Raw genomic sequence first — 23,694 nt, 5'->3', positions numbered from 1 at the left:
TCTAACCGTTCAGGGGCACATATGAGTAGAGGTTCACGGCGTCGCGCCGGACACGGCCGAGCCCAGGAAACGATATGTGGGCGCCGCCTACGATATAGCCGCTGTCGGCCGCGTCGGCGAAGGCGCGCTCGTGCACGCGCTCGGCTTCTGATGCGTCGGCGTCATACTGGATCGTGACGGAAGGGTCCTTGAATTGTACCGCGGCGACATGCACGACGTCGCCCCACAGGACGATCTTCTCGCCCTTGCTCTCGACCACATACATTGTATGTCCGGGTGTGTGGCCATAGGCGGTTTGTGCGCGCACGCCAGGCACGAGATCGGTGTTGCCATCGAAAACGGCGAGCTTGCCGGCTTGCAGATATGGCCCGATCGATGCCATGGCGGCCTGAAAAAACCGCTTCGCTTCAACGGGAGCCGCGTGCATGTTTGCCTCGCTCAGCCAGTAGTCGGTGTCGCGCTTTTCGACGCGCACGATCGCGTTGGGAAAGGCTCTCTGGCCGTCGACCATGAGACCGCCGACGTGGTCGGTGTGCAGATGCGTGAGATAGATCTCGTCGATCTGCTCCGGCCGATAGCCTGATGCGCTGAGATTGCTTAGCAGGTGGCCGGTGCCTGGCCCTAACAGGGAGCCGGCACCAGCATCGATCAGCACCAGCCTGGCTCCGGTATTGACGAGAAAGGAATTGTGCGACGTCTCGACGACATCGGCGAGGTAGTTGCGTTTGAGTGCTTCCTCGATCCGCGCCGGGTCGCCCTGCAGCAACTTCGTCGCGGGGAGCATATTGCTGCCATCGGACAGCGCCGTTACCTCAAAATCGCCGAGCGTCAAACGATGGAACCCAGGCGCCTGGCTTTTGGCCATGGGTGCGCCCGCGAACAACGGCGTCGCCAGGCCGCAGGCCAGACAAAAGCAGCCGGCGGCCAAAAATGCGCGGCGGCTGGGATTGACGGTGTCGCCGCTGGTCAGCCGGGGCTCGGCACCTCCGGTGCCGTCGAACAAGTGATCGAGAATCTTGCGGGGGGCGTCCATCCCAGAGCTCCATGTGCTTTTCGTCGAGGCCTCGGCCCGCGTCCGTCCGCTCGTTCTCGTCGCAGAGAAACATTTGCGCCGAGGCCGGTTTGCGTGCATAGCGTTACCGAGATGGGTTACGCCGTCCAATTCAGAGTTCGACGTCAGCATCATCACCCGGTTGAATAACGACTGCGCGGATGATCATCACCCACCTAAAGCTCGTTATCGCCTGTTCCTTCAGTTCGCCGGCTCAGATCCGTGATTCCCAAGCTGTTCCGGCATTGGGAGAAATTACATTTCCACCGGCTGGGCGTTGACCTGATCTTTGTTGAACCGCGGCAGCAGCCCGGTGCACAGAACCAGCATGACGACAATTGCGAACTGACATGCGATGACCGTGCCGAAGGCGTGCGAAATGCTTGCCGGCTCCAGTGCCAAGTAGAGCGTTCCCAGGGTTGCGACCCCGAGCGCCAGACCCGACTGCTGTAGGGTGATGAGAACGCCGCTGCCGACGCCCGCCAGATGCTTGGGGACATCGGCAAGCACGGCTCGGAACAAGCCCGAAAACAACATCGATTGTCCGGCCCCGATCACGACCAGCGGCACAGCAAATTCGATGAGGCTCACCCTTGGCCAACTGGACACGGTGATTGCGATCAACGCGACCAGTCCAAGCGCCTGCAGGAGACCGCCGGCCGCGAGCGCCCCACGGCCGAAGCGGCCGATGATGCGCGGGCTGACCACTGAACCGATGAAGAACATCGCCGCCATCGGCAGGATGGCGAGGCCGCTTTCGAGTGGGTTGGCGCCGAGTCCGTTCTGGACGGTGAGCGCGAAAACGAACATGAAGGCGCCGAAGCCGACGCTGAACAGCGTGATCATGGCCAGGCCGCGCGACATCGAGGGCAGCTTGAGCAGCGACGGCGGCAGCAACGGCACCTCGCCGCGCGCCTCGGCAGCCCTTTCGACGATCGCCGTCGCGACGGCAAGCAAGACGGCTGCAGCCAGCATTGTCCACGTCCATGCCGGCCAGCCGAGCGAGTGGCCTTCGGTCAGCGGCACCAGCAGAGCCGTCAGCGTGGCGGCGAAAAGTACAGTGCCGGCGACGTCGATGCCGGCGGGGTGCGGCGAGCGGTTGGCTGGCACGACCGCCCGCGAGGCGAAGAACACGACGATGCCGAGCGGGATGTTGATCAGGAAGATCGGCCGCCAGGACGTGCCGAACAGATTAGCGCTGACCAGCAGTCCGCCGGCGAGTTGGCCGACAACCGCGGCGATGCCCGACGTCGCGCCATAAAGCGCGATGGCCCGGGTCTTGCGTTCGCCTTCCAGGGTGGCTTGGAACGTGGCAAGCACCTGCGGAACGAGCATCGCCGCCATTGCGCCCTGGACCAGGCGGGCGGCGACAAGGAGATCGATGGTGGGTGCCAGACCACAGGCGAGAGACGCGAGGATAAACCCGAAGAGCCCGACCAAAAACAGGCTATGCCGTCCAAAACGATCGCCCAGCCTGCCGCCGAGAACGAGCATGGCGGCGTAAGCTACACCATAGACGGAGACCACCAGCTCAAGTGCGGCCGGCGTCGCCTGCAGCGAGGTGGCGATGGTCGGCAGTGCCACGTTGACGATGAAAAAGTCGGCGATCGGCAGAAAGGCGCCGGCGAGCAGCACGTATACGCCAATCCCGTGCAGTCCGCCGGCGCGGGCCATGGAACGAGGTGTGTGCCAAGCTTGCCCGGCGGCGGTTGTCGAGTTGGTCATCCGAACCTCCAGATGTGTATCGCAACATAGTTATGTATTTATAATGATTATGCTCATATACATAGACGTTCGAAGTCTGTAAACTGCACCCCTATGGAAACCGACTCGGAATCGTCCGCACGCAAAGCTCCCCCGGCTGTTCGCTGGGCGGACCTGGCCGATCTGATCCTCATCATTGCCCGTGAGATTCAGTTTCGCGGATACCGGGACGAGAAAGCGCTGTCGCTGTCGCAATCGGAGGGCATGGTGATGCGCCACCTGGTTGCGCACGCTTCCGCAACCCCCAGCCAGATCGCGACGGCGACCGGGCTGCAGCGCACCAACGTTTCCACCGTGCTGCGCGACCTGGAAGGCAAGGGGCTGATCGAGCGCCATGTCGACCCGCACGATCGCCGGGGCGTCAGCGTCCATCGCACCCGGCGGGGAGCCCACAATTACGCGCTGGTGCGCAAGGAGTGGGCAACTGCCGTATCCGAGGCCGCCGGCGGCCACACACGCAATCTCAATGCCGCGCTTGAGCTTCTCAGATCCATCGAAGCCGGCCTGACCGCAACGCGACCGATAGAGAGCGACGGTCCGGGGCGAGTTTCCGCCCGCCGCCGGAACGTCTAGTGCCGAACAGCGAGAGAGAAGCAACCTCGACCGCGACTCAATAGCGGCCAACCCCTGTATCTCGTAAATCGCCCACGCCGGCCAAATACGGAAACGATGAATCGCGGGATTCGCCTGTTTAGAACCGGCCCGACCTGAAGGCGGAGAGCAATGTGCTGTCCTTTCCGTGAATCACGTCGGCGACTAGTCGGGCAGTAATCGGTGCGAGCGTGAGTCCGAGGTGACCGTGGCCGAAGGCGTAGATCACGTCCGGCGATTTTGTCGAGGGTCCGATCACAGGGCGCGAGTCCGGCAGCGACGGCCGGAAGCCCAGCCATTGCGACGATGGCTGGCCGAGATCGGGGAAGAACTGCCGCACGCCGCGATCGAGCAGCGCCAGCCGGCGCAGATTGGCCGGGGCTTTGAGCCCACCCAGCTCGACGGTGCCGGCAACCCTTAGCCTGCCATCCATCGGCGTCATGTAGAAACCGAGATCGACCGGGCAGACCGGGCGGTTGAGCAAAGGTGTCGTGGTCGGAAACTCGAGATGATAGCCGCGCTCGGTCTCTAGCGGGATCCGGTCGCCGGCCTGGGCAGCGAGCGGCCGCGACCGCGCGCCCGCCGCAATCACCACTTTTTGCGCCGTGACGGCGAGGCCCGGGCCGCCCAGCCGCACGCCGCCTGCACCTGTTGCGAGGCCGGTGACGCTCGCGCGCTTGAATTGAGCGCCCCTGGCGGCAGCGGCTGCCGCCAGCCGCGCCATCACCGCCTTGGGATCGCTGACATTGATCGAATCCGGGAAATAGAGGCCCTGGGCCTCAAACGCCGCCAGCCGCGGCTCCAGCGCGGCCACCTGCTCGGCGGTCAGAACCTGCTGATGAACGCCGAGCTCGGCGCGCAAAGCCCGTCCACCCTCGGAGGCGGCAAAATCGCTGTCGTGGCGATAGACGTAGAGGCAGCCGTTGCGGCGAATCAGATCCTGAAGGCCGGCCTCCTGCACCGTTTCGCCCCAGGCCGGCAGCGCTTCGGCGAGCAGGCCGGCGAGCGCCAGTGCATTGGCGCGGGTCGCCGCCGGCAGCGACTGGCGGACAAAACGGATCAGCCATGGCGCGAGCTGGAAAAGCGCTGCCCAGCGCAGCGAGAATGGGCTGTCGGGATCGAGCAGCAGCTTCGGCAACGCGCGCAGCACGCCGGGATTGCCGACCGGCATGCAGGCATATTCGGCGATCGTGCCGGCATTGCCGAACGAAGCGCCCGAGCCGGGCTCGTTCGGGTCGATGAGCAGGACCTCGCGGCCCTCGCCGGCAAGGCGCAAAGCGGTCGCCAGCCCGACGACGCCGGCGCCGATAATGGCGATCTCGACCGATTTCGGCGCGGAGGCCATGGTCTTAGACAAAGCCAGGCAGTTGCAGATGGCCGGCGGCGAGCAGCTCGGCCATGGTGGTGAGCGCCGAGCGCAGGTCCTCTTGGGATCGCGCCGCGCCGACATTGATGCGCACGCCGTGCTGGACCGGCTCGCGGCCGACGGCGAAGGCATCGCCGGGCAGCACGGCGACGCCGCGCTCCAGGCAGGTGCGGGCAAAGCCCGCCCCGCGCCAGGGTTCCGGCAGGCGCAGCCAGGCATGCGTCGAGATTGGGTTGCTTTGGATGTCGAAGCGGCCGAGAATTTCGCTCAGGATCGCCTGGCGCTGGCGCAGCTCCTGTTTCTGGATGTCGATGATACGGGCGGCTGCGCCTTCCTCGATCAGCTTGGCGCCGATCAGTGCCGTCAACGGGCTGATACTCCAGCAGTTGATGCGCAGCGCCGCGGCGACCTGGCCGGCGATCGGGCGCGGGGCGATGACGAAACCGAGGCGCAGGCCGGGCGCGAGGCATTTTGACAGCGCGCCGAGGTGGACCGTCAGCTCCGGCTCGAGGTTGGCGAAGGAGGGCGGCGGATCGTCGGCCAACGGCCGGTAGACGTCGTCCTCGATGATCAGCACATTGTGGCGCCGCGCCACCGCCGCCAATTCACGCCGGCGCTCGTCGCTGAGCGTGATCGTTGTCGGATTGTGCAGCGTCGGCACCAGGAAAACGGCGCGCGGGCGAAGCTGCGCGCAAGCCGCCTCGAAGGCGTCCGGACGCATGCCGCCGCGATCCATGGCAACGCCGCGCAAGTCTAACCCGTGGACCCGGCACAGCGCGTTGATGCCCTGATAGGTCACCTCGTCGGCAAGTATCACCTCGCCATCCCTGGTCACGGCACCCAGAACGCAGTCGAGGCCGTGCTGGGCGCCGGCGGCGAGCACGACACGGCCGGGGTCGCCATCGCCGGCGACCGTTTTGAACCAATCGGCGACCGCGACGCGGCCCCAAAGCGGTCCCTCCGGCGGATGATAATCCTGCAGCGAGGCGTAGTGGCGATCCTTGGAAAGGCGCGGCATCAGCGCCGCGACCGCGTCGAGATAGGCTGAAGTGGGCGGCCGGTTGACCGAGAGGTCGATGATGCCACTCTGGTCGCTCGGCGCCGACACGAAGCCTGGCCGCTCGACGATGTCGCGGGCGGCGACCGTCGTGCCGCGTCCGGGACGCGCCTCGAGCAGGCCTTGCTCCTGCAGGGTGGACAGCGCCCGCGTCACGGTCGTGACATTGATGCCCAGGGCGCGGGCGATCTCGCGCTGCGGCGGCAGCCGGTCGCCCACGGCAAGCGTGCCCGCGGCGATGCGTTCGGCGATCGCGTCGGCAAGACGGCGATAGACCGGGCTTTCATCCTCGGTGAGGCGAAGATCTTCGAGCATAGGGGATTCGCACTGCGGCTGACGTCTCACTTGTCGGGCATCTAGCATAAGACAACGATCCCGACAATAGAAGTTGTATGACGTCAATTCGGGAAAAAGTTCTCGCACAATGGTGCATTTTTGAGCTTGACGGGGGAAGTTATCCGCATTTATGGTCGCCTTTAATCTAATTGTATGACCATACAAGTCGGACAGCGCGTAGTTCGGCGGGCCGTACCCGGGAGGACGAGGCATGGGCCGCAAGCCATTTACCGAATCGCTCGCTGGCAGCCGGGGTTGCGCGCGATGAGCGCCAGCCAAGCCGTTGCGCCGGCCAACGGAGCTGCTACTGCGCGTCCCGCGCAGGCGAGCGGGCCAGGCTTCGTCGAATTCGCCGAGGTCGAGAAATCCTATGACGGGCGGACCTTCGCGGTGACGCGGATGAACCTCGCCGTCGCGCGCGGCGAGTTCCTGACGCTGCTTGGGCCGTCCGGTTCCGGCAAGACCACGACGCTCAACATGCTCGCCGGCTTCGAACGACCGACGCATGGCACGATCACGCTCGAGGGTCGGCCGGTCGACCGATTGCCGCCCTACCAGCGCAACATCGGCATGGTGTTCCAGAACTATGCGCTCTTTCCCCATATGACGGTCGAGGAGAATGTCGGCTTTCCGCTTTCCGTTCGCCAGGTGAGCAAGGCCGACATCGCGGCCCGCGTCGGCCGGGCTCTCGACATGGTGCGGCTGAAGCAATTCGGCGACCGCCGCCCAAGCCAGCTTTCCGGCGGCCAGCAGCAGCGCGTGGCGCTGGCCCGGGCGCTGGTGTTCCAGCCGAGCCTGGTGCTGATGGACGAGCCGCTCGGCGCGCTCGACAAAAAGCTGCGCGAGCACATGCAGCTCGAGATCAAGCAGATCCACACGATGCTCGGCGTCACCATCGTCTATGTCACACATGACCAGAGCGAGGCGCTGACGATGTCCGACCGCGTCGCGGTCTTCAATCAGGGCGGCATTGCCCAGTTCGGCTCGCCTGACGATCTCTACAACACCCCGCAAAGCTCATTTGTGGCGGGCTTCATTGGGGAGAACAACACGCTGGAAGGCGTGGTCGACCGCGTTTCGGGGGAGCAATGCCGTGTCCAGTTGAACGGCGGCGGTGAGATCACCGCGCTGGCGGTTGGCGTGACGCAAGGCAGCGCCTGCCACGTCGCCGTCCGGCCCGAGCGGCTGAGCCTGTCGGCCGCCGCCAATGTCGGCAACGCGCTGTCGGCGACCGTCGATGGGCGCATCTATCTCGGCGATCATCTGCGCCTTCTGGCCAGGCTCCCAAACGACCAGGTGCTGACCGTCAAGGTCGGTCCCGAAGCAACGATGGCGAATGGCGAAACCGTGACGGTCTCCTGCGCGCCCAACGATTGCCGCGCCTTTCCGGCCGATGCCGGAACGGGCGGCGCCACTTCAAAACAGGGGAGAACGAAATGACACAGTTGAGAACACGCTTACTCGCGCTCGCGGCCGCCACGGCCTGCATGACCGGCGCCGCCTTCGCCGAGGAGCTGTCGATCATGGCGAGCGGCGGCGCCTGGCAGGACGCTCAGCGCAAGGCCTGGTTCGAGCCCTTCGCCAAGGAAACCGGCGCCAAGATTCTCGAGCAGGAATATCTCGGCGATCTCGGCAAGGTCAAAGCCATGGTCGAGACGGGCAACGTGCCGATCGACCTGGTGACGGTGGAGACCGCGACCGTGTTGCAGGGCTGCGACGCGGGCATCCTCGAACGGCTCGACTATGCCAAGATCGCGCCGCGGGACAAGTTCATCGAGGGCTCGGCGCTCGATTGCGGTGTCGGGCTCGACGCTTACGGCGACATCCTCGCCTATGACCCGACCGTGCTCAAGGAAGCGCCGACCTCGGTTCTCGACCTCTTTGACACGACGAAATTCCCGGGCAAGCGCGCCATGCGCAAGTTCCCGGCGCAGAACCTCGAATGGGCGCTGATGGCCGATGGCGTCACACCGGCCGACGTCTACAAGGTGCTGGCAACGCCGGAAGGCGTCGACCGCGCCTTCAAGAAACTCGACACGATCAAGCAGGACATCGTCTGGTGGGATGCCGGCGCGCAGCCGGCGCAGCTTCTCGCCTCCAAGGAAGTGGTGATGACCACCGCCTGGAACGGCCGCATCCAGAACGCAATCGACACCGACAAGAAGCCGTTCAAGATCGTCTGGAACAACCAGATCCTCGAATACGACATGATCGCCATTCCGAAGGGCGCACGCAATCCGGAGCTTGCCTACAAGTACCTCGCTTACATCAGCGAGCCTAAGAACAACGCCAAGCTCGCCAGCTACATCACCTACGGGCCGGTGCGCACCGACGCGGCGTCCTTCGTAGCCGCCGACGCGCTGCCGAAGCTGCCCAACGCTCCCGATCATCTCTCCGGCGCCTATCTCGTCGCCGATACCGAGTTCTGGGGCGACTATGGCGAGGACCTCGTCAAGCGCTTCAACGCCTGGCTGGCCCAGTAGGAAGGCGGATGTCGGCGCTCCAGCCCAGCGAACTCGACCGGCCGACGCTGGCCCGCGACCGGTCAGCCGCCGATGCGGATCTCAAATCCGTGTCGGCGGCGCTCCGGCGCGCCGAATTCGGCGACCGGATGCGCTCGCTGCTGCTGGCGGCGCCGCTACTGGTCCTTCTGGCGCTGAGCTTCGGCATTCCGATCGTGCTGCTTCTGTCGCGAGCGGTCTATGATCCGACCATCGCGGATGCCTTGCCCAAGACGACCGCGGCCCTGACCGGCTGGAACGGCCAAGGCCTGCCGGGCGACGATGCGTTCGTTGCACTCGCGGCGGACCTCAAGGACAATCAGGCCAAAGGCACGGCCTATGAGCTTGCCAAGAGCCTGAACGCCCGCCTGCCGGGCGCGCGCAGCCAGGTGCTGAAGACGGTGCGCAAGCTCGAAAGCGCCGACGGCCAGGCCGCGCTCGGGGCCATCAAATCGGTGCCGTTCTGGTCGGCGCCATCGACCTGGCCGACGATCCAGAACGGCACACGCAGCCTCACTTCGTTTTATTTGCTCAGCGCGCTCGACCTGCGCTGGAACGCCGATGGCGGCATCGAACGGGTGCCGCCGGAACAGGCGATCTTCATCCAGGTGTTCCTGCGCACCTTCTTCGTCGCGGCGTCGGTGACGCTGGCAACGCTGATCCTCGGCTTTCCGCTCGCCTATCTCATCGCCAACGTGCCGAAGGGCCTGGCGGCCATCCTGATCGTCGCCGTGCTTCTGCCTTTCTGGACCTCGATCCTGGTGCGCACCGCAGCCTGGACGGTGCTGTTGCAGAAATTCGGGCTGGTCAATGATTTCCTGCTTTTTATCGGCGTCACCGGCGACCGGCTCGACCTGATGTACAGCCGTATCGGCCTGATCATCGCCATGACCCATATCCAGCTGCCGTTCACGTTGCTGCCGATCTACAGCGTCATGCGCACCATCCCGCCGTCGCAGATGAAGGCCGCCTATTCGCTGGGCGCCAGGCCCTTTACCGCCTTCCGCCGCATCTACATTCCGCAGGTGTTCCCGGGCGTGATGGCCGGATGTATGCTCACCTTCATCCTGTGCCTCGGCTATTACATAACTCCGGCGCTGATCGGCGGGGCGAGCGATCAGCTGATCAGCAATTTCATCGCCAACTACGTCAATGTCGAACTGAATTGGGAGATGGCGGCGGCGCTGTCCTTCATCCTTCTCGTCTTCACGCTGGCGCTGTTCGGCATCTTTGCCCGTGTCCTCGGCCTCGACCGCCTGAAGTTGGTTTAGCCCATGCTGCTGTCTCCTTACCCGACCGCCGGCGAACGCATCCGCATCACGCTGCTGTGGCTATGGTGCGGGCTGGTCATCCTGTTCCTGCTGGTGCCGATCCTCATCCCGGTGCCACTCTCCTTCAACAGCGGCGCCTTCTTCATATTCCCGCTCGAAGGCCTTTCGACGCGTTGGTATGAGGTGGTGCTGGGCACGCAGCGCTGGCGGTCGGCGATCGGCAACAGCCTGATCGTTGCCTTCGGCACGACGTTGATCGCCACGACGCTCGGCACGCTGACGGCGATTGCGCTGTCCGACGAAAAATTTCCCGGGCGGCGCATCATCATGCCGCTGCTGCTGTCGCCGCTGATCGTGCCGGTGGTGATCACCGCGGTCGGCTCGTATCTGTTCTACGCCCGCGTCGGGCTCGCCAGCACCTATGCCGGCATCATCCTGGCGCATACCGCCCTGGCCAGCCCATTCGTGGTGGTGACGGTGGGCGCCAGCCTCACCGGTTTCGACCGCAATCTGCTGCGGGCCGCGGCGATCTCCGGCGCAAAACCCCTGACATCGTTCTTCCGCGTCATGCTGCCGCTGATCCTGCCCGGCGTGCTGTCGGGCGCGGCCTTCGCCTTCGTCACTTCCTTCGACGAAGTTGTCGTCGTGCAGTTCCTGGCCAGCGCCGGCCAGCGCACCATGCCGCTCGAAATGTTCATCGGCTTGCGAGAAAGATTGAGCCCGGCGATCACCGCGGCGGCGACGCTGATGATGGCGCTGTCGATCGTGCTTCTGGTGATCGCCAATCTCCTGGCGCGACGCGGTCGAACGGCCCCCAATGCATGAAGCGTCGCTGCTGTCGCAGCGCAATGAGGGTGAACGGACGCGACTGGATTATAGCGATCTTCAACCGAGCTGACGCGCTATTGGCCAAGGTTACCGCTGATGCTCGGCGCATGGCAGAGATGAGCTGCCGTGGCTTCATCGAGCCGTCATGCTCACGCTTCACATTAGGACAAACGAATACGTTGATCCGATCGTCCCCCAGAAGGCCTCCTGGCCCGGTTTCCCGCCGGGCTTTCTTTTTCGCTTGCATCCAGCTTCGGTCGTATGGAGCCGATTGCGCTTACGATGGCATCGGCGGCGTGGCAGTCCAAGGCAATATCCAAGATGCCTTCCGTCGTGCGGATCGAAAGGATGCCAAGATTGCCCCCCTCATCGGCAACAGTGTGAATGTGGATTTCGGCCGGCACAAAAGGCGACGCCTTTTCCATTGTGCATCCCCCGTCTGCTTCCTGGGGCAACAATCCCGCAGTCCGGCTAAGGATTCAAGCGCGCTTGGGTTGAACTGCCTGGCCGCAGACACGGCGAGGCGCCCCCCCGCAAGGCGCGCCTCACGAGGTCGAAATGGGGTTTCAGTGATCGTGCGCACTATGCTCCTGCAGAGAAAGCCCAAAAGTCCGCACCAGGTCGCTGACCTGCTCCGGTGACAGGTAGCGGGGATTGAGACCGCGCAGAAGCAGATAGAGCTTTGCCGTCTCCTCCAGCTCCTCGGTAGCGAATACCGCCGCCTCGAGCGTTTCGCCCGCGACGACGGGACCATGGTTGGCGAGCAGCACCGAAGAGTAGCGTCCGGCGAGCCCTTTGATTGCATCGGCTACCGCAGGGTCTCCGGGACGGAAATAAGGCACCAAAGCCGTCTGTCCGGCGCGCATGAGATAGTACGGCGTCATTGGCGGCAGCACCGACTTGGGATCGATCTCGGGAAGCATGGTGACGGCCACCGCATGGGTGGAGTGCAGGTGCACAATCGCACGCGCTGCTGCCCGCGTCTCGTAGAGAGCGGTGTGCAGGGGGATCTCCTTGGTCGGCGCATCGCCCGCGACGAGCCGCCCTTGCGCGTCGAGCCTGGCAAGGCGAGCCGGATCGAGAAAGCCCAGCGATGCGTTGGTCGGCGTCACAAGCCAGCCGCCGTCATCGAGCCGCAGACTGATATTGCCCGATGATCCCGGTGTCAGCCCGCGCTCGAACAGGGAACGGCCGAAGCGGCATATATCTTCGCGAAGTTTTGCCTCGCTCATGTTGTGGCTCCCTCGATCAGTTCGAACCCGAGATCGATCTTCGTCGGCGGTCCGTCGGAGCAGACCAGCCGTGCGCCGGTCTCTCCGACCGCGACGCGTGGCGTCCGGATGGTGGAAAGCGGTTGTGGCGCCGCGCGTGCGACGTCCAGGCCGTTATAGCCGAAAATCGCCAACCGGCCGGGGATGGCGATACCGCGGGCAAGGCAATGGAAATAACCGCCAATCGCCATGTCGTCGTTAGAGAAATAGACGGCATCGAGATCGGGGGCGCGCCCGAGCAGCCGGCCCAGACCCTCGCGCCCGGCCTCGATCGACGAAGATGAGGGGATGATTTCTTTCGCCGCCACTTCAAGGCCGGCCTCTACAAGTGCCGAGCGAAATCCGGCGAAGCGCTTGGCGGCGCGCAGATCGCGGCTGAGATCGTGGCCCACATAACCGATGCGCCGATAGCCGCGCGAGACCAGGTGACGCGCGCTCGCGCCTCCCGCCCCGCGATTGGAATAGCCGACGACGATGTCGATGCCATCGCCATCGGAATCGAGTAGTTCGGCGACCCTGATGCGGGCGTGCCTGAGCATGGCCACGGTACGCTCGGTGTGTTCGAGCCCGGCCACCATCATGCCCGCCGGACGCCAGCTAAGCAGCGACTCGATGAGGGTTTCCTCGCGGCCCTGTTCGTAGTCCGTGACCGCGACGACTGGCTGGAATCCGGCGCCGACCAGCACCGTGTTGGCGCCGCGCAGCATGTCCGGAAAGACGATGTTGCTGAGCGACGGGATCACGATCCCGACCAGCTTGGAGCCGGTCGAGGCCAGCGTGCCGGCGATGCGATTGGGCACATAGCCGAGGCTTCTCGCGGCATTGAGGACGCTCTCGCGTGTCTTGGCCGAAAATGAACCATGCCCGCGCAACACGCGGGAGGCGGTGCTCTCGCCGACGCCGGCCGCGCGTGCGACATCGGTAAGGGTCGTCGTCCCCGTCGGCGTGCCGTCGGCCAGTTCGTCGGCCACTTTCGATCTCCCCGCTGGAGCGCGACGTCGCACTCGACCATCTCGCCTCCGTTCATCTCTTTTGCCATGTCGCGACAACCTTTTCAAACAATTGTTGGCAGCGCTGCCACTTTTTCGTTGGCAGCGCTGCCAATCTATGTTACCCGGTTACGCAAGCGCTGCCAAAACCGCCACCGGAGGGGAGCGCCAACACCCAATCCACACGTCAAGGGAGGAACCAATGACCGTGCTTACACCTGCGCTTCCGGCGCAAGCCGTAGCCGAAATCGAAACGAGGAGAATCGCCTACAGCAAGGTCTTCTGGCGCATCGTGCCGTTCCTGATGCTGTGCTACGTCGTCGCCTATCTCGACCGCGTCAATATCGGCTTCGCCAAACTGCAGATGTCTGCCGACCTCGGCTTCAGCGAGACCGTCTACGGCCTCGGCGCCGGCATCTTCTTCATCGGCTATTTCCTGTTCGAGGTGCCAAGCAACGTCATTCTTCACAAGGTCGGCGCGCGCATGTGGATCGCGCGCATCATGATCACCTGGGGTTTGATCTCAGCTGGCTTCATGTTCGTCACATCCGCCCCGACATTCTACCTGTTGCGCTTTCTGCTGGGCGTCGCCGAAGCCGGGTTCTACCCGGGGATCATCCTTTTCCTCACCTACTGGTATCCCTCGCATCGCCGGGCCAAGATCATCGCGGTGTTCATGTCCGCGATCCCGGTCTCAGGCATATTGGGCAATCCGCTTTCCGGCTGGATCATGGATTCGTTCGATGGCGCCCACGGCCTCGCCGGTTGGCAATGGATGTTTCTTATCGAGGCGGTTCCAGCCGTGCTGCTCGGCATCGCTGTCTTGTTCTTCCTCGACAACGGCGTTCGTCAGGCCAAGTGGCTGAGCGAAACGGAAAAGCAGGCCCTCGAGCAGGAGATCGCACGCGAGGAGCGTCACAAGGAGAGTGGGCATTCGGTAGCCGGTATCTTCCGCGATCGCCGAGTCTGGCTGATGTGCCTGATCTACTTCACCTTCGTGATGGGCCAGTACGGGCTGACTTTCTGGATGCCGACCCTGATCAAGGCGACCGGCATCACCGGAAACTTCAATATCGGACTGATCAGCGCGATCCCCTTCATCTGTGCCGTCGTGGTCATGAATCTGTTCGGACGCAGCGCTGACAGGCATCGCGAGCGCCGTTGGCACCTGGTCGTTCCGGCACTCCTCGGCGCCGTCGGTTTCGTCGTCGCGGCCGCCAGCTCGAATCCGACGATCGCCATCGCCTTCCTGTCCGTTGCGGCGGCCGGAGCGATCACCTGCGCGCCGCTGTTCTGGTCGCTGCCGACGTCATTTCTCGCCGGCACAGGTGCCGCGGCAGGCATTGCGCTCATCAATTCGGTCGGCAATCTGGCCGGCTTTGTTAGCCCGTATCTCGTCGGCTACCTGAAGGATCTGACCGGCGCAACGCAGGTCGGCATGTATGCGCTCGCCGCAATCCTGGTGCTCGGCGCGGTCCTGGTGCTGACGACGCCACCCAAGCTGGTCAATCGCTAACCGGATTGCGTTTCGAACAAGGATCTCCGTGATGACCGTTTATGCTCGAAGGAAGGAAAACCCCGCCGGGGCAAGGACGAACCGGGCCGCTCTGATCGGCATCGGTTCCATGGGACTTGGCATGGCCATGTCGCTCAGGCGGGCCGGGTTTGAGGTGGCTGGCTTCGACGTCGACGCCGCGGCCGTCGCCCGGCTCGTCGACGAGGGCGGCCGAGGCGCGGCAAGCCCCGCCGAGGCCGCCGAGGGTGCCGACGTCGTCGTGTCGGTGGTCGTCAACGCCGCGCAAACGGAGGCCATCCTGTTCGGTGCGAACGGCGTCGCCGAAACCATGGCCGAGGGCGCGGTTTTCGTCTCCTCGGCCACGATCGATCCCGATGTGGTGCGCCGCCTTGCCACGCCGCTCGAAGCGACGGGACGGCTCTATCTCGACGCGCCGATCAGCGGCGGGTCGGTGCGCGCCGCCGAGGGTGCGCTGACCGTCCTGGCCTCCGGCAGCCCTGCCGCCTTCGCCAGAGCGCGGCCGGCACTGGATGCAATAGCCACCAACGTCTACGAACTCGGTGACGAGCCGGGCGTTGGTGCGGCCTTCAAGATGATCAACCAGTTGCTTGCTGGCGTGCACATAGCGGCGGCCAGCGAAGCCATCGCATTTGCCGCCCGCCAAGGGCTGGACATCCGCAAGGTCTACGAGGTGATAACTGCGTCCGCCGGCAATTCGTGGATGTTTGAGAACCGGGTGCCGCACGTGCTGGACGGCGACTACACGCCGCGCAGCGCGGTCGACATCTTCGTCAAGGACCTCGGCATCATTCAGGATATGGCCCGCAGCGCCAAATTCCCGGTGCCGGTGGCCGCGGCCGCGCTACAGATGTTCCTGGCGACCTCGGCGGCTGGAATGGGCCGGGACGACGACGCATCCGTCGCCCGGCTCTACGCAAAGATCACCGGCACCGAACTGCCGCCACCCGCAAACCTGACCAAACCGGCCTGACATCGGCCTGAGTAGGACTGGATCGCCCATGCCCCGCTTTGCCGCCAACCTGACCATGATGTTCAGCGAGTGGCCGTTCCTGGATCGGTTCCATGCGGCCGCCGATGCCGGCTTCCGTGCGGTCGAATTCCTGTTCCCTTACGAGCACACGCCCGAGGCGATCGGCGAGCGCCTTCGCAGATACGGTTTGACCCAGGCTCTGTTCAATTTGCCGCCAGGCGATTGGGCCGCCGGCGAGCGAGGACTGGCCGCCTTGCCCGATCGGTTCGCCGAGCTCCAGGCCGCCGTGGCATTTGCCCTTCCCTACACGGAGGCCACGGGCGTGAAGCGCCTGCATTTGATGTCGGGGCTCGCCGCTCGCGAGGACAGGGCGGCCGTGGATGCCTATCGCAAAGCGATCATCTGGACCGCCGGCGAGCTTGCCGATCACGGCATCGACTTGGTGATCGAACCGATCAATGGCCGCGGCATGCCGGGCTATTTCCTCAATGACTTCGACTTTGCCGAGCAACTCATCGGCGAACTGGCGCTGCCCAATCTCAAGCTGCAGTTCGATATCTACCACCGCCAGATCCTGCATGGCGATGTCGTCATGGCGTTGCGTCGGCTGCTGCCGATCATTGGCCATGTCCAGATCGCAAGCGTGCCCTCCCGCCATGAGCCGACCTCGGAAGAGCTCAACGACCGGTTCATCTTCGCGGAACTGGACGGGCTGGGCTATGATGGTTTCGTCGGTTGCGAATATCGACCCAGCGGCAAGACGCTTGAGGGGCTCGGCTGGTTCGGCCCCTTTGTCGGCGAGCCCCTCCCCCGGGCTGGCATCAGAGTTTCGCCATGAGCCTCGTCCTTGGCGCAATTGCGGACGACTACACAGGCGCGTCCGACCTGGCCAACACGCTCGCCAAGGAAGGCCTGCGCACGGTTCAAACCATCGGCATTCCGGCCGCTGGTCTCGATCTTCCCGAGATCGACGCGGTTGTCGTCTCGCTCAAGATCCGTTCGGTTGCCGCAGCGCAGGCGGTGCAGCGCGCCCGCGCGGCCGACCAATGGCTGCGCGCCCGCGGCGCAGCGCATGTGATGTACAAGATCTGCTCGACCTTCGACTCCACCGATGCTGGCAATATCGGCCCGGTGCTGGACGCCTTGCGTCACGACGTGGACGAGAAATCGGTTTTGGTGACGCCGGCCTTTCCGGAAACCGGCCGAACCGTCTACCAGGGGAATCTATTCGTCGGCGCGGTGCCGCTCAACGAGAGTCCGCTCAAGGATCACCCGCTCAATCCCATGCGCGATGCCAATCTGGTGCGCGTCCTCGCCCGGCAGAGCATGGCGGCGGTCGGGTCGGTCGACCTCGCGACGGTCGCGCGCGGCGCGGACGCGATTCGCGCGCGCAACGCCGCACTTTCCCAAGATGGGGCCGGAGCGGCGATCGCCGACGCCGTCTTCGAGAGCGATCTTGAAGCGGTCGGCGCGGCAGCCTTGGCACAACGCCTGTCGGTCGGAGCGTCCGGCCTGGGATTGGGTCTCGCCCGCGGCCTGATCGCCGCCGGCACCGCGCAGCGCCATCAACGGACGGTGCTGCGGGACCGGCCGGCCAAAGGGCCCGCGGCGTGCCTCGCCGGCAGCTGTTCGCGGGCGACACTGACGCAGATTGCCCGCGCCGAAGAGACGATGCCCGTGCTGAGGCTCGATCCGGAAAGGCTGATGAGCGGAGCGGCGGAGACGCACCGTGCGCTCGCATGGGCCGCCGCCCGCTTGGCCGATGGCCCCGTCCTCATCGCCAGCAGCGGATCGCCCGAGGTGGTTTCGGCGCTGCAGGCGCGGCATGGACGCGACACTGCCGGTCATGTCATCGAGCAGTCGCTGGCGACCATCGCCGAAGGTCTGGTCGAACTCGGCGTGCGCAGGTTGGTCGTGGCGGGCGGCGAGACGTCCGGCGCCGTCGTGGACCAGCTTGCCATTCCCGCCTTCGAGTTGGGCCCCGAAATCGCCGCGGGTGTACCCGCGCTGCGCGCGCTCGGCAGCCCGCACGGCGAACTGCTGCTTGCCCTGAAATCGGGCAATTTCGGCGGCAACCATTTCTTCGCGGACGCCTTGGCCGTTTTGGCATGAGGCGTGACGGAGTCTTGGTTGTCCAAGGATGACTGAGAAGGTTGCGCCGGGTCTGATTGCTCAGGCCTCGTCGCTCGCCGGCGGCTCCGGCGTCATCCTGCTGGCGTTCATCGTCATTGCTGTTTCAGCACGCCCCGTGACGCAGGCAGAGGGCTTCAGCAGCGGCCCACGGGTTCGTCGCAAGAGTTGACAGGATAGCGTCGCATCGTCCAACCTAGGCACCTCACCAGGGGAGTCCCGGCAAGGGGCTGAGATACTGCTATCGCGCGCAGTGACCCGTTGAACCTGATCCAGTTCATACTGGCGTAGGGACGGTGCGGGGCCTCGCGGGTCGGCAATCCGGCTTCGGCATTCGGGCGTTAGCCCGTGTCCAGGCGAGCGTCCCTTCCTCCTCATCGCGTGGACTGGGTCTCCGTTGCACTCGAGCAAGGAGGCTCACTCATGAATGCCCACACCCCGACCGTCACCGTCGGCGAATTGCCCGCTTCGAAGAAGGTCCACAAGCCCGGCCAGCTCCACCCGGAGCTGCGGGTGCCGATGCGCGAGATCTCGGTCCACCCGAGCGCGGGCGAGCCGCCGGTCACGGTCTACGACTCGTCCGGTCCCTACACCGACGCAGCCGTGAAAAGCGACATTGAGCGTGGATTGCCGCGGCTGCGCGAGACATGGATCGAGTCGCGCGGCGATGTCGAGCGCTACGAGGGCCGCACGGTCAAGCCCGAAGACAACGGCTTCGTCTCAGCCGATCGTCTGACGCCCGAATTCTCGCTTCGTAACAAGCCGTTGCGCGCCGCCGGTGGCCGTGCCGTCACTCAGCTCGCCTATGCGCGTGCCGGCATCATCACGCCCGAGATGGAGTTCGTCGCCATCCGCGAAAACCTCGGCCGGGAGCAGCTGCGTTTGAAACTTCAACGCGATGGCGAGAGCTTCGGCGCGGCGATCCCTGACTTCGTCACGCCGGAATTCGTGCGCGACGAGGTGGCGCGCGGCCGCGCCATCATCCCCTCCAACATCAACCACCCCGAAAGCGAGCCGATGATCATCGGCCGCAATTTCCTGGTCAAGATCAACGCCAACATCGGCAATTCCGCCGTCACCTCGTCGATGGCCGAGGAGGTTGAGAAGATGGTGTGGGCGATCCGCTGGGGCGCCGATACGGTGATGGACCTGTCGACAGGGCGCAACATCCACAACATCCGCGAATGGATCGTGCGGAACGCCCCGGTGCCGATCGGCACCGTGCCGATCTACCAGGCACTGGAGAAGGTCGGTGGGGTTGCCGAAGCGCTGACCTGGGAGGTGTTTCGCGACACCCTCATCGAGCAGGCCGAGCAGGGCGTCGACTATTTTACCATCCATGCCGGCGTGCGCCTGCCCTACATCCCGCTCACCGTCGACCGCGTCACCGGCATCGTCTCGCGCGGCGGCTCGATCATGGCCAAGTGGTGCCTGCATCACCACAAAGAGAGCTTCCTCTACGAGCATTTCGAGGAGATCTGCGACATCGCCCGGGCCTATGACGTGGCGTTCTCGCTCGGCGATGGCCTCCGCCCCGGCTCGATCGCCGATGCCAATGACGCGGCTCAGTTCGCCGAGCTGGAAACGCTCGGAGAGCTCACCAAGATCGCCTGGGCCAAGGACTGCCAGGTGATGATCGAAGGCCCCGGCCACGTGCCGATGCACAAGATCAAGCAGAACATGGACAAGCAGCTCGCGGTCTGCGGCGAGGCGCCGTTCTACACGCTGGGGCCGCTCACCACCGACATCGCGCCCGGCTACGACCATGTTACATCGGGCATCGGCGCGGCGATGATCGGCTGGTTCGGAACGGCGATGCTCTGCTACGTCACGCCGAAGGAGCATCTCGGCCTGCCCGACCGCGACGACGTCAAGACCGGCGTCATCACCTATAAGATCGCCGCGCATGCCGCCGACCTGGCCAAGGGCCATCCGGCAGCCAAGGTCAGGGACGACGCGCTGTCGCGGGCGCGCTTCGAGTTCCGGTGGGAGGACCAGTTCAACCTCTCGCTTGATCCCGAGACGGCGCGCGCCTTCCACGACGAAACCCTGCCCAAGGAGGCGCATAAGGTGGCGCATTTCTGCTCGATGTGCGGCCCCAAATTCTGCTCGATGCGGATCTCGCACGACATCCGCGCCGAAGCGCAAAAGGAAGGGCTCGCGGCCATGGCGGCGAAGTACCGGGACGGCGGCGACCTTTACATGCCCGTCGACAGCACCTCCGAGCGCACCGACACGCCATGAAGGTGCTCATTCGCGGCGCTGGCGTTGCCGGATTGACACTCGCGCACGAGCTGGCAACGCGCGGCGCCGAGGTAACCGTGGTCGAGAAACGCCTCGAGATCGCCGGCAACGCCTCTTGGCAGGCCGGCGGCATGCTCGCACCCTGGTGCGAGCGCGAGAACGCCGAAGAGACCGTGCTGACGCTCGGACGCGGCGCAGCCGACTGGTGGGACGCGGCCTTGCCCGGCCATGTCTCGCGCCGCGGCACGCTGGTGCTGGCGTCTGCCCGCGATGCCGGCGAACTCGACCGGTTCGGCGGCCGCACATCCGGCTTCAGGCAGTTGGACACCAGCCAAATCGCGGCTCTCGAGCCGGCCCTCGAAGGCCGGTTCGGACGTGGGTTGTACTTCGCTCAGGAAGCGCATCTCGACCCACGCAAGGCGCTGCTTTCCCTGCGCGACAAGCTCCGCGGCATGGGCGCGCGCGTCGAGTTCGGCCGCAGCTCGGCGCCCGCAGCTCAAAATATTGAGGTGAACTGTACCGGCAGCGGTGACAGGCGACCGGAACTGCGCGGCGTGCGCGGCGAGATGCTCATCCTGCGAACCGGCGAGATCTCGCTTGCCCGGCCGGTGCGTCTGCTTCATCCGCGCATCCCGGTATATGTCGTGCCCCGCGGGGAAAACCTGTTCATGGTCGGCGCGACGATGATCGAGTGCGATGCCGATGGGCCGATCACCGCGCGCTCGACCATGGAGCTGCTCGGCGCCGCCTATGCGCTGCACCCGGCCTTCGGCGAAGCCGAGCTGGTCGAAACCGGTGTTGGCGTGCGCCCTGCTTTTGCCGACAACCTGCCGCGCATCGAGCGCGACGGGAGGAACCTTCGCATCAACGGCCTCTACCGCCACGGCTTCCTGCTTGCGCCGGCCGTGGCGCGGCAGGCAGCCGACATCATCCTGGGAAATCCTGCCGCAAAGGAGTTTGCCCTTGAAGCTCATCATTAACGGCCAAAGCCACGAAGTGACGGCAGAAACGCTCGCCGCGTTGCTCACGGAACTCGATTTCCAGGGCAACTGGCTCGCCACCGCGCTGAACGGTGAAGTCGTACCAGCCAGGGAACGCGACCGCTGCCGGCTCACCGATGGCGACCGCATCGAAATCCTCTCACCGATGAAGGGAGGCTGATCCGATGCTCGAGTTCTATGGACAGAAGCTCTCCTCCCGCCTTCTGCTGGGCACTGCGCTGTACCCCTCCCCTGCCGTCATGGCGGAGGCGGTGAAAGCGTCCGGGACGGAGATCGTCACGGTGTCGCTCCGCCGGGAAACATCGGGCGGCAAAGCCGGAGGCCAGTTCTGGTCGCTGGTCCAGTCGCTTGGTGTTCGCGTGCTGCCCAACACCGCCGGCTGCCACTCGGTGAGCGAAGCGGTCACGACGGCGCGGATGGCGCGCGAGGTGTTCGGCACGGACTGGATCAAGCTCGAAGTGATCGGCAACCACGATACGCTGCAGCCCGACGTCTTCGGATTGGTCGAAGCCGCAAGGATGCTTGCCTCTGAAGGCTTCGAGGTCTTTCCCTACACGACCGACGACCTCATCGTTGCCGAGCGCCTGCTTGACGCCGGCTGCAGGCTCTTGATGCCTTGGTGCGCGCCGATCGGCTCCGCCCGCGGGCCGCAGAATCTCGATGCGCTGCGAAGCCTGCGCGGCCATTTCCCCGGCATTCCGCTGATTGTCGATGCCGGCATCGGCCGGCCCTCGCATGCCGCGGCAGTGATGGAGCTCGGCTACGACGCGGTGCTGCTCAACACCGCGGTCGCCAAGGCCGGCGACCCTGTCGTCATGGCCGCGGCCTTCGGCAGGGCGGTCGAGGCCGGCCGCGAGGCCTATCGCGCCGGCTTGCTCGAGCCGCGAGACATGGCCGTTCCCTCGACCCCCGTCATCGGCATGGCAGCATTCTGATGAAGCTCGATCCATTTTACCTGATCGTCGATTCCGCCGCCTGGATCGAACGCATGGTGCCGCTCGGCGTGAAGCTGGTGCAACTGCGCATCAAGGACCGGGACGACGCTTCGCTGCGCCGGGAGATTCGCGCTTCGAAGTCCTTGTGCGAACGCCATGGCTGCCAGCTCATCATCAATGATTACTGGCGCATCGCGATCGAGGAGGATTGCAATTTCATCCATCTCGGCCAGGAAGACTTGGCCGACGCCGATCTAAGCGCGATCCACAGGGCGGGCACCAAGCTCGGCCTCAGCACGCACGACGACGCCGAACTCGAAATCGCGCTTCGAGCCGAGCCGGACTATGTCGCACTCGGACCGATCTATCCGACCACTCTCAAGGCGATGAAATGGGCTCCGCAGGGGCTGGACCGCATTGGCGCCTGGAAGCAGCGCGTCGGTGAGATTCCGCTGGTGGCCATCGGCGGGCTCACCGTCGAGCGCGTTGCCGGTGTCTTCGCGCACGGCGCCCAAAGTGCGGCGGTGGTGACCGACATCACCCGGAACGCGCAGCCCGAGGCGCGCGCATTGGAATGGCTGGCGGCGACGGCGCCATGGCGATGACGCCGCATGTGCTGATCGTTGCCGGCTCGGATTCGAGCGGCGGCGCGGGAATGGCCCGAGACGTCGAGACCGTATCCGCCTTTGGACTGCGCAGTTGCCTCGCCGTCACGGCCGTTACGGTGCAGACTCACGCGGCCGTCGAGCACATCGAGCAGATGCCGCCGGAGCTTATCGCCGCTCAGATGCGTGCGGCCTTTGCTGCCAATCCGGTCGCAGCGGTCAAGATCGGCATGCTGGGCACGGCGGCAGCGGTCCAGGCCGTCTGCTCCGTCCTGGCTGCCAATCGCGAAGTGCCGGTGGTGCTTGATCCGGTTCTGGCCTCCACCTCGGGGCGCGTGTTGCTGGAGGACCATGCTATCGACGTGTTGCGCCGTGATCTGATGCCGGTCTGCCGGCTTGTCACGCCGAATCTGATCGAGCTGGCAACCTTGGTAGGAACAGAACCTGCGAAGGACGAAGAAGGCGCTTGCGTTCAAGGCGAGGACCTGTTGGCGACGGTGCGGACCGCCGTGCTCGTCAAGGGCGGGCACGCGCACGGAGGTCATGCGAATGACGTTCTCCTGCAGCCGGACCGTCGCGCAGTTCGGGTCGAAGCGCCTCGCGTCGATCGGGGGATGCGTGGCACCGGCTGCGTGCTGTCCAGCGCCATCGCCGCATCGTTAGCTCAAGGTTTGCCGTTGGAGGCGGCCGTACGAGGCGCCAAGCGCCATGTTCTCGAACACCTTCGTGGGGCGCGATGACGTTAACGGGCGAGCGCGATGCGCATCTTGACCGATTCCCAGGAGGGTCAGAGGCGCCCCGGGGTCCGCGCCGGCGATCTGAACCTTGAGGTCAGTGGCATCAGCGCGTTAGCGTCTGCTATTCACCTCGCTTCGTAAGATGCCGCCCCAAGGATCTGGAGCAGCGGCCGGAAGCGGATCGTTACAAGTGGCGGCGCGATTTCGCTCCCGCATGGGCATGCAGCGGCGGTTTAGGCTTGTGTCCGCGCAATGATTGTTAAACGCTCGATCGTGCTGCGCCTCCAATTTGACGGGAGCAACGATTTTGCCCAAGCCCACAACGTTTCGGGCCTAGCTCAATTTTAATCAACAAAATCAAAGATAATGGTGGGCCCGGAGGGTGTGAGACTTCTAAGGGAAACCAATGGCTTACGGGATGGTTAGCCAACCCATATCCTTCGTATGATCTCGTATGGTCTGGCGAACCGAAGGATCAGGAGAAAGATTAGTTTTCCTTGCGAGCGGGAT

Annotated in this window: 23 protein-coding genes and 1 riboswitch; of the genes, 16 read left to right on the top strand and 7 right to left on the bottom strand. The window is 64.8% G+C overall.

Annotated features, from left to right (window positions below; genetic code table 11):
* Position 1: 1 nt before the first annotated feature.
* Positions 2-1,033, bottom strand: coding sequence for an MBL fold metallo-hydrolase (locus tag CK220_RS14515; protein WP_095812165.1), 1,032 nt, complete (start codon positions 1,031-1,033; stop codon positions 2-4).
* Positions 1,034-1,306: 273 nt separating this feature from the next.
* Positions 1,307-2,776, bottom strand: coding sequence for an MFS transporter (locus tag CK220_RS14510; RefSeq protein ID WP_245429187.1), 1,470 nt, complete (start codon positions 2,774-2,776; stop codon positions 1,307-1,309).
* A gap of 93 nt (positions 2,777-2,869) precedes the next feature.
* Here CK220_RS14510 and CK220_RS14505 point away from each other — a divergent pair, with 93 nt between their 5' ends.
* Positions 2,870-3,388, top strand: a complete 519-nt coding sequence (locus CK220_RS14505; RefSeq protein WP_095812163.1) for a MarR family transcriptional regulator — start codon at positions 2,870-2,872, stop codon at positions 3,386-3,388.
* Positions 3,389-3,506: 118 nt separating this feature from the next.
* On the opposite strand, the gene CK220_RS14500 is transcribed toward CK220_RS14505, so the two are convergent.
* Entirely contained in the window at positions 3,507-4,751 is a 1,245-nt protein-coding gene (locus CK220_RS14500) for an FAD-dependent oxidoreductase (RefSeq protein ID WP_095812162.1), read from the bottom strand.
* A gap of 4 nt (positions 4,752-4,755) precedes the next feature.
* A complete protein-coding gene (locus CK220_RS14495) occupies positions 4,756-6,144 on the bottom strand; it encodes a PLP-dependent aminotransferase family protein (protein ID WP_095812161.1) in 1,389 nt (462 codons plus the stop codon).
* A 285-nt stretch (positions 6,145-6,429) separates the two neighbouring features.
* Here CK220_RS14495 and CK220_RS14490 point away from each other — a divergent pair, with 285 nt between their 5' ends.
* Genes CK220_RS14490 through CK220_RS14475 form a run of 4 tightly spaced genes read left to right on the top strand, consistent with a single transcriptional unit; the run spans position 6,430 to position 10,762 of the window.
* Positions 6,430-7,605, top strand: coding sequence for an ABC transporter ATP-binding protein (locus CK220_RS14490; protein WP_095812160.1), 1,176 nt, complete (start codon positions 6,430-6,432; stop codon positions 7,603-7,605).
* On the top strand, positions 7,602-8,648 hold the full coding sequence (locus CK220_RS14485; protein WP_095812159.1) for an ABC transporter substrate-binding protein: 1,047 nt from the start codon (positions 7,602-7,604) through the stop codon (positions 8,646-8,648). The genes CK220_RS14490 and CK220_RS14485 overlap by 4 nt, the downstream gene beginning before the upstream one ends.
* Before the next feature lie 8 nt (positions 8,649-8,656).
* Positions 8,657-9,937: an ABC transporter permease gene (locus CK220_RS14480; RefSeq protein ID WP_095812158.1), complete on the top strand. Its 1,281-nt coding sequence runs from the start codon at positions 8,657-8,659 to the stop codon at positions 9,935-9,937.
* 3 nt (positions 9,938-9,940) lie between these two features.
* Complete coding sequence (locus tag CK220_RS14475; RefSeq protein ID WP_095812157.1) at positions 9,941-10,762, top strand: ABC transporter permease; 822 nt, start codon at positions 9,941-9,943, stop codon at positions 10,760-10,762.
* Between the two features lie 164 nt (positions 10,763-10,926).
* Here CK220_RS14475 and CK220_RS14470 read toward each other — a convergent pair whose 3' ends face one another.
* The 3 genes from CK220_RS14470 to CK220_RS14460 all read right to left on the bottom strand — a co-directional run bounded on the left by CK220_RS14470 (position 10,927) and on the right by CK220_RS14460 (position 13,007).
* Positions 10,927-11,190, bottom strand: a complete 264-nt coding sequence (locus CK220_RS14470; protein WP_245429185.1) for a hypothetical protein — start codon at positions 11,188-11,190, stop codon at positions 10,927-10,929.
* A 141-nt stretch (positions 11,191-11,331) separates the two neighbouring features.
* Positions 11,332-11,997: an aldolase gene (locus tag CK220_RS14465; RefSeq protein WP_095812156.1), complete on the bottom strand. Its 666-nt coding sequence runs from the start codon at positions 11,995-11,997 to the stop codon at positions 11,332-11,334.
* On the bottom strand, positions 11,994-13,007 hold the full coding sequence (locus CK220_RS14460; protein WP_245429183.1) for a LacI family DNA-binding transcriptional regulator: 1,014 nt from the start codon (positions 13,005-13,007) through the stop codon (positions 11,994-11,996). The genes CK220_RS14465 and CK220_RS14460 overlap by 4 nt, the downstream gene beginning before the upstream one ends.
* 220 nt (positions 13,008-13,227) lie before the next feature.
* Between CK220_RS14460 and CK220_RS14455 the strand changes: the two genes are divergently transcribed.
* The 11 genes from CK220_RS14455 to CK220_RS14410 all read left to right on the top strand — a co-directional run bounded on the left by CK220_RS14455 (position 13,228) and on the right by CK220_RS14410 (position 23,187).
* Positions 13,228-14,541, top strand: coding sequence for an MFS transporter (locus CK220_RS14455; RefSeq protein ID WP_095812154.1), 1,314 nt, complete (start codon positions 13,228-13,230; stop codon positions 14,539-14,541).
* Positions 14,542-14,572: 31 nt separating this feature from the next.
* Positions 14,573-15,532 (top strand): L-threonate dehydrogenase, encoded by a 960-nt coding sequence (ltnD, locus tag CK220_RS14450; protein ID WP_095812153.1) that lies wholly within the window; start codon positions 14,573-14,575, stop codon positions 15,530-15,532.
* Between the two features lie 28 nt (positions 15,533-15,560).
* Positions 15,561-16,370 (top strand): 2-oxo-tetronate isomerase, encoded by an 810-nt coding sequence (otnI, locus tag CK220_RS14445; protein WP_095812152.1) that lies wholly within the window; start codon positions 15,561-15,563, stop codon positions 16,368-16,370.
* Positions 16,367-17,644 (top strand): 3-oxo-tetronate kinase, encoded by a 1,278-nt coding sequence (otnK, locus tag CK220_RS14440; RefSeq protein ID WP_095812151.1) that lies wholly within the window; start codon positions 16,367-16,369, stop codon positions 17,642-17,644. Before otnI ends, otnK begins: the two co-directional genes overlap by 4 nt.
* Positions 17,645-17,672: 28 nt before the next feature.
* Positions 17,673-17,834, top strand: a complete 162-nt coding sequence (locus CK220_RS31925; RefSeq protein ID WP_176479091.1) for a hypothetical protein — start codon at positions 17,673-17,675, stop codon at positions 17,832-17,834.
* A 28-nt stretch (positions 17,835-17,862) separates the two neighbouring features.
* Positions 17,863-17,974: riboswitch (TPP riboswitch) on the top strand.
* A gap of 111 nt (positions 17,975-18,085) precedes the next feature.
* Positions 18,086-19,906, top strand: coding sequence for a phosphomethylpyrimidine synthase ThiC (gene thiC / locus CK220_RS14435; RefSeq protein WP_095812150.1), 1,821 nt, complete (start codon positions 18,086-18,088; stop codon positions 19,904-19,906).
* Entirely contained in the window at positions 19,903-20,886 is a 984-nt protein-coding gene (locus tag CK220_RS14430; protein ID WP_095812149.1) for an FAD-dependent oxidoreductase, read from the top strand. Before thiC ends, CK220_RS14430 begins: the two co-directional genes overlap by 4 nt.
* Positions 20,870-21,067, top strand: a complete 198-nt coding sequence (thiS, locus tag CK220_RS14425; RefSeq protein ID WP_095812148.1) for a sulfur carrier protein ThiS — start codon at positions 20,870-20,872, stop codon at positions 21,065-21,067. Before CK220_RS14430 ends, thiS begins: the two co-directional genes overlap by 17 nt.
* Positions 21,068-21,071: 4 nt before the next feature.
* Positions 21,072-21,842, top strand: a complete 771-nt coding sequence (locus tag CK220_RS14420) for a thiazole synthase (protein ID WP_095812147.1) — start codon at positions 21,072-21,074, stop codon at positions 21,840-21,842.
* Entirely contained in the window at positions 21,842-22,447 is a 606-nt protein-coding gene (locus tag CK220_RS14415; RefSeq protein WP_095812146.1) for a thiamine phosphate synthase, read from the top strand. Before CK220_RS14420 ends, CK220_RS14415 begins: the two co-directional genes overlap by 1 nt.
* Entirely contained in the window at positions 22,438-23,187 is a 750-nt protein-coding gene (locus CK220_RS14410; RefSeq protein WP_095812236.1) for a hydroxymethylpyrimidine/phosphomethylpyrimidine kinase, read from the top strand. The genes CK220_RS14415 and CK220_RS14410 overlap by 10 nt, the downstream gene beginning before the upstream one ends.
* The last annotated feature ends 507 nt before the right edge of the window (positions 23,188-23,694 follow it).

It is taken from the genome of Mesorhizobium sp. WSM3860, assembly GCF_002294995.1.
Taxonomy (GTDB): domain Bacteria; phylum Pseudomonadota; class Alphaproteobacteria; order Rhizobiales; family Rhizobiaceae; genus Mesorhizobium.
This window is presented reverse-complemented; position numbering and strand designations above follow the sequence as displayed.

What these genes read in the sequence shown, in the direction of transcription:
- otnI (WP_095812152.1), top strand. Translation starts at nt 15,561, where the DNA reads ATGCCCCGCTTTGCCGCCAACCTGACCATGATGTTCAGCGAGTGGCCG.
- otnK (WP_095812151.1), top strand. Translation starts at nt 16,367, where the DNA reads ATGAGCCTCGTCCTTGGCGCAATTGCGGACGACTACACAGGCGCGTCC.
- CK220_RS31925 (WP_176479091.1), top strand. Translation starts at nt 17,673, where the DNA reads ATGACTGAGAAGGTTGCGCCGGGTCTGATTGCTCAGGCCTCGTCGCTC.
- CK220_RS14490 (WP_095812160.1), top strand. Translation starts at nt 6,430, where the DNA reads ATGAGCGCCAGCCAAGCCGTTGCGCCGGCCAACGGAGCTGCTACTGCG.
- thiC (WP_095812150.1), top strand. Translation starts at nt 18,086, where the DNA reads ATGAATGCCCACACCCCGACCGTCACCGTCGGCGAATTGCCCGCTTCG.
- CK220_RS14410 (WP_095812236.1), top strand. Translation starts at nt 22,438, where the DNA reads ATGGCGATGACGCCGCATGTGCTGATCGTTGCCGGCTCGGATTCGAGC.
- CK220_RS14415 (WP_095812146.1), top strand. Translation starts at nt 21,842, where the DNA reads ATGAAGCTCGATCCATTTTACCTGATCGTCGATTCCGCCGCCTGGATC.
- CK220_RS14500 (WP_095812162.1), bottom strand. Translation starts at nt 4,751, where the DNA reads ATGGCCTCCGCGCCGAAATCGGTCGAGATCGCCATTATCGGCGCCGGC.
- CK220_RS14470 (WP_245429185.1), bottom strand. Translation starts at nt 11,190, where the DNA reads ATGGAAAAGGCGTCGCCTTTTGTGCCGGCCGAAATCCACATTCACACT.
- CK220_RS14505 (WP_095812163.1), top strand. Translation starts at nt 2,870, where the DNA reads ATGGAAACCGACTCGGAATCGTCCGCACGCAAAGCTCCCCCGGCTGTT.
- CK220_RS14495 (WP_095812161.1), bottom strand. Translation starts at nt 6,144, where the DNA reads ATGCTCGAAGATCTTCGCCTCACCGAGGATGAAAGCCCGGTCTATCGC.
- CK220_RS14465 (WP_095812156.1), bottom strand. Translation starts at nt 11,997, where the DNA reads ATGAGCGAGGCAAAACTTCGCGAAGATATATGCCGCTTCGGCCGTTCC.
- CK220_RS14485 (WP_095812159.1), top strand. Translation starts at nt 7,602, where the DNA reads ATGACACAGTTGAGAACACGCTTACTCGCGCTCGCGGCCGCCACGGCC.
- CK220_RS14515 (WP_095812165.1), bottom strand. Translation starts at nt 1,033, where the DNA reads ATGGACGCCCCCCGCAAGATTCTCGATCACTTGTTCGACGGCACCGGA.
- CK220_RS14430 (WP_095812149.1), top strand. Translation starts at nt 19,903, where the DNA reads ATGAAGGTGCTCATTCGCGGCGCTGGCGTTGCCGGATTGACACTCGCG.
- CK220_RS14510 (WP_245429187.1), bottom strand. Translation starts at nt 2,776, where the DNA reads ATGACCAACTCGACAACCGCCGCCGGGCAAGCTTGGCACACACCTCGT.
- CK220_RS14420 (WP_095812147.1), top strand. Translation starts at nt 21,072, where the DNA reads ATGCTCGAGTTCTATGGACAGAAGCTCTCCTCCCGCCTTCTGCTGGGC.
- ltnD (WP_095812153.1), top strand. Translation starts at nt 14,573, where the DNA reads ATGACCGTTTATGCTCGAAGGAAGGAAAACCCCGCCGGGGCAAGGACG.
- CK220_RS14475 (WP_095812157.1), top strand. Translation starts at nt 9,941, where the DNA reads ATGCTGCTGTCTCCTTACCCGACCGCCGGCGAACGCATCCGCATCACG.
- CK220_RS14480 (WP_095812158.1), top strand. Translation starts at nt 8,657, where the DNA reads ATGTCGGCGCTCCAGCCCAGCGAACTCGACCGGCCGACGCTGGCCCGC.
- CK220_RS14455 (WP_095812154.1), top strand. Translation starts at nt 13,228, where the DNA reads ATGACCGTGCTTACACCTGCGCTTCCGGCGCAAGCCGTAGCCGAAATC.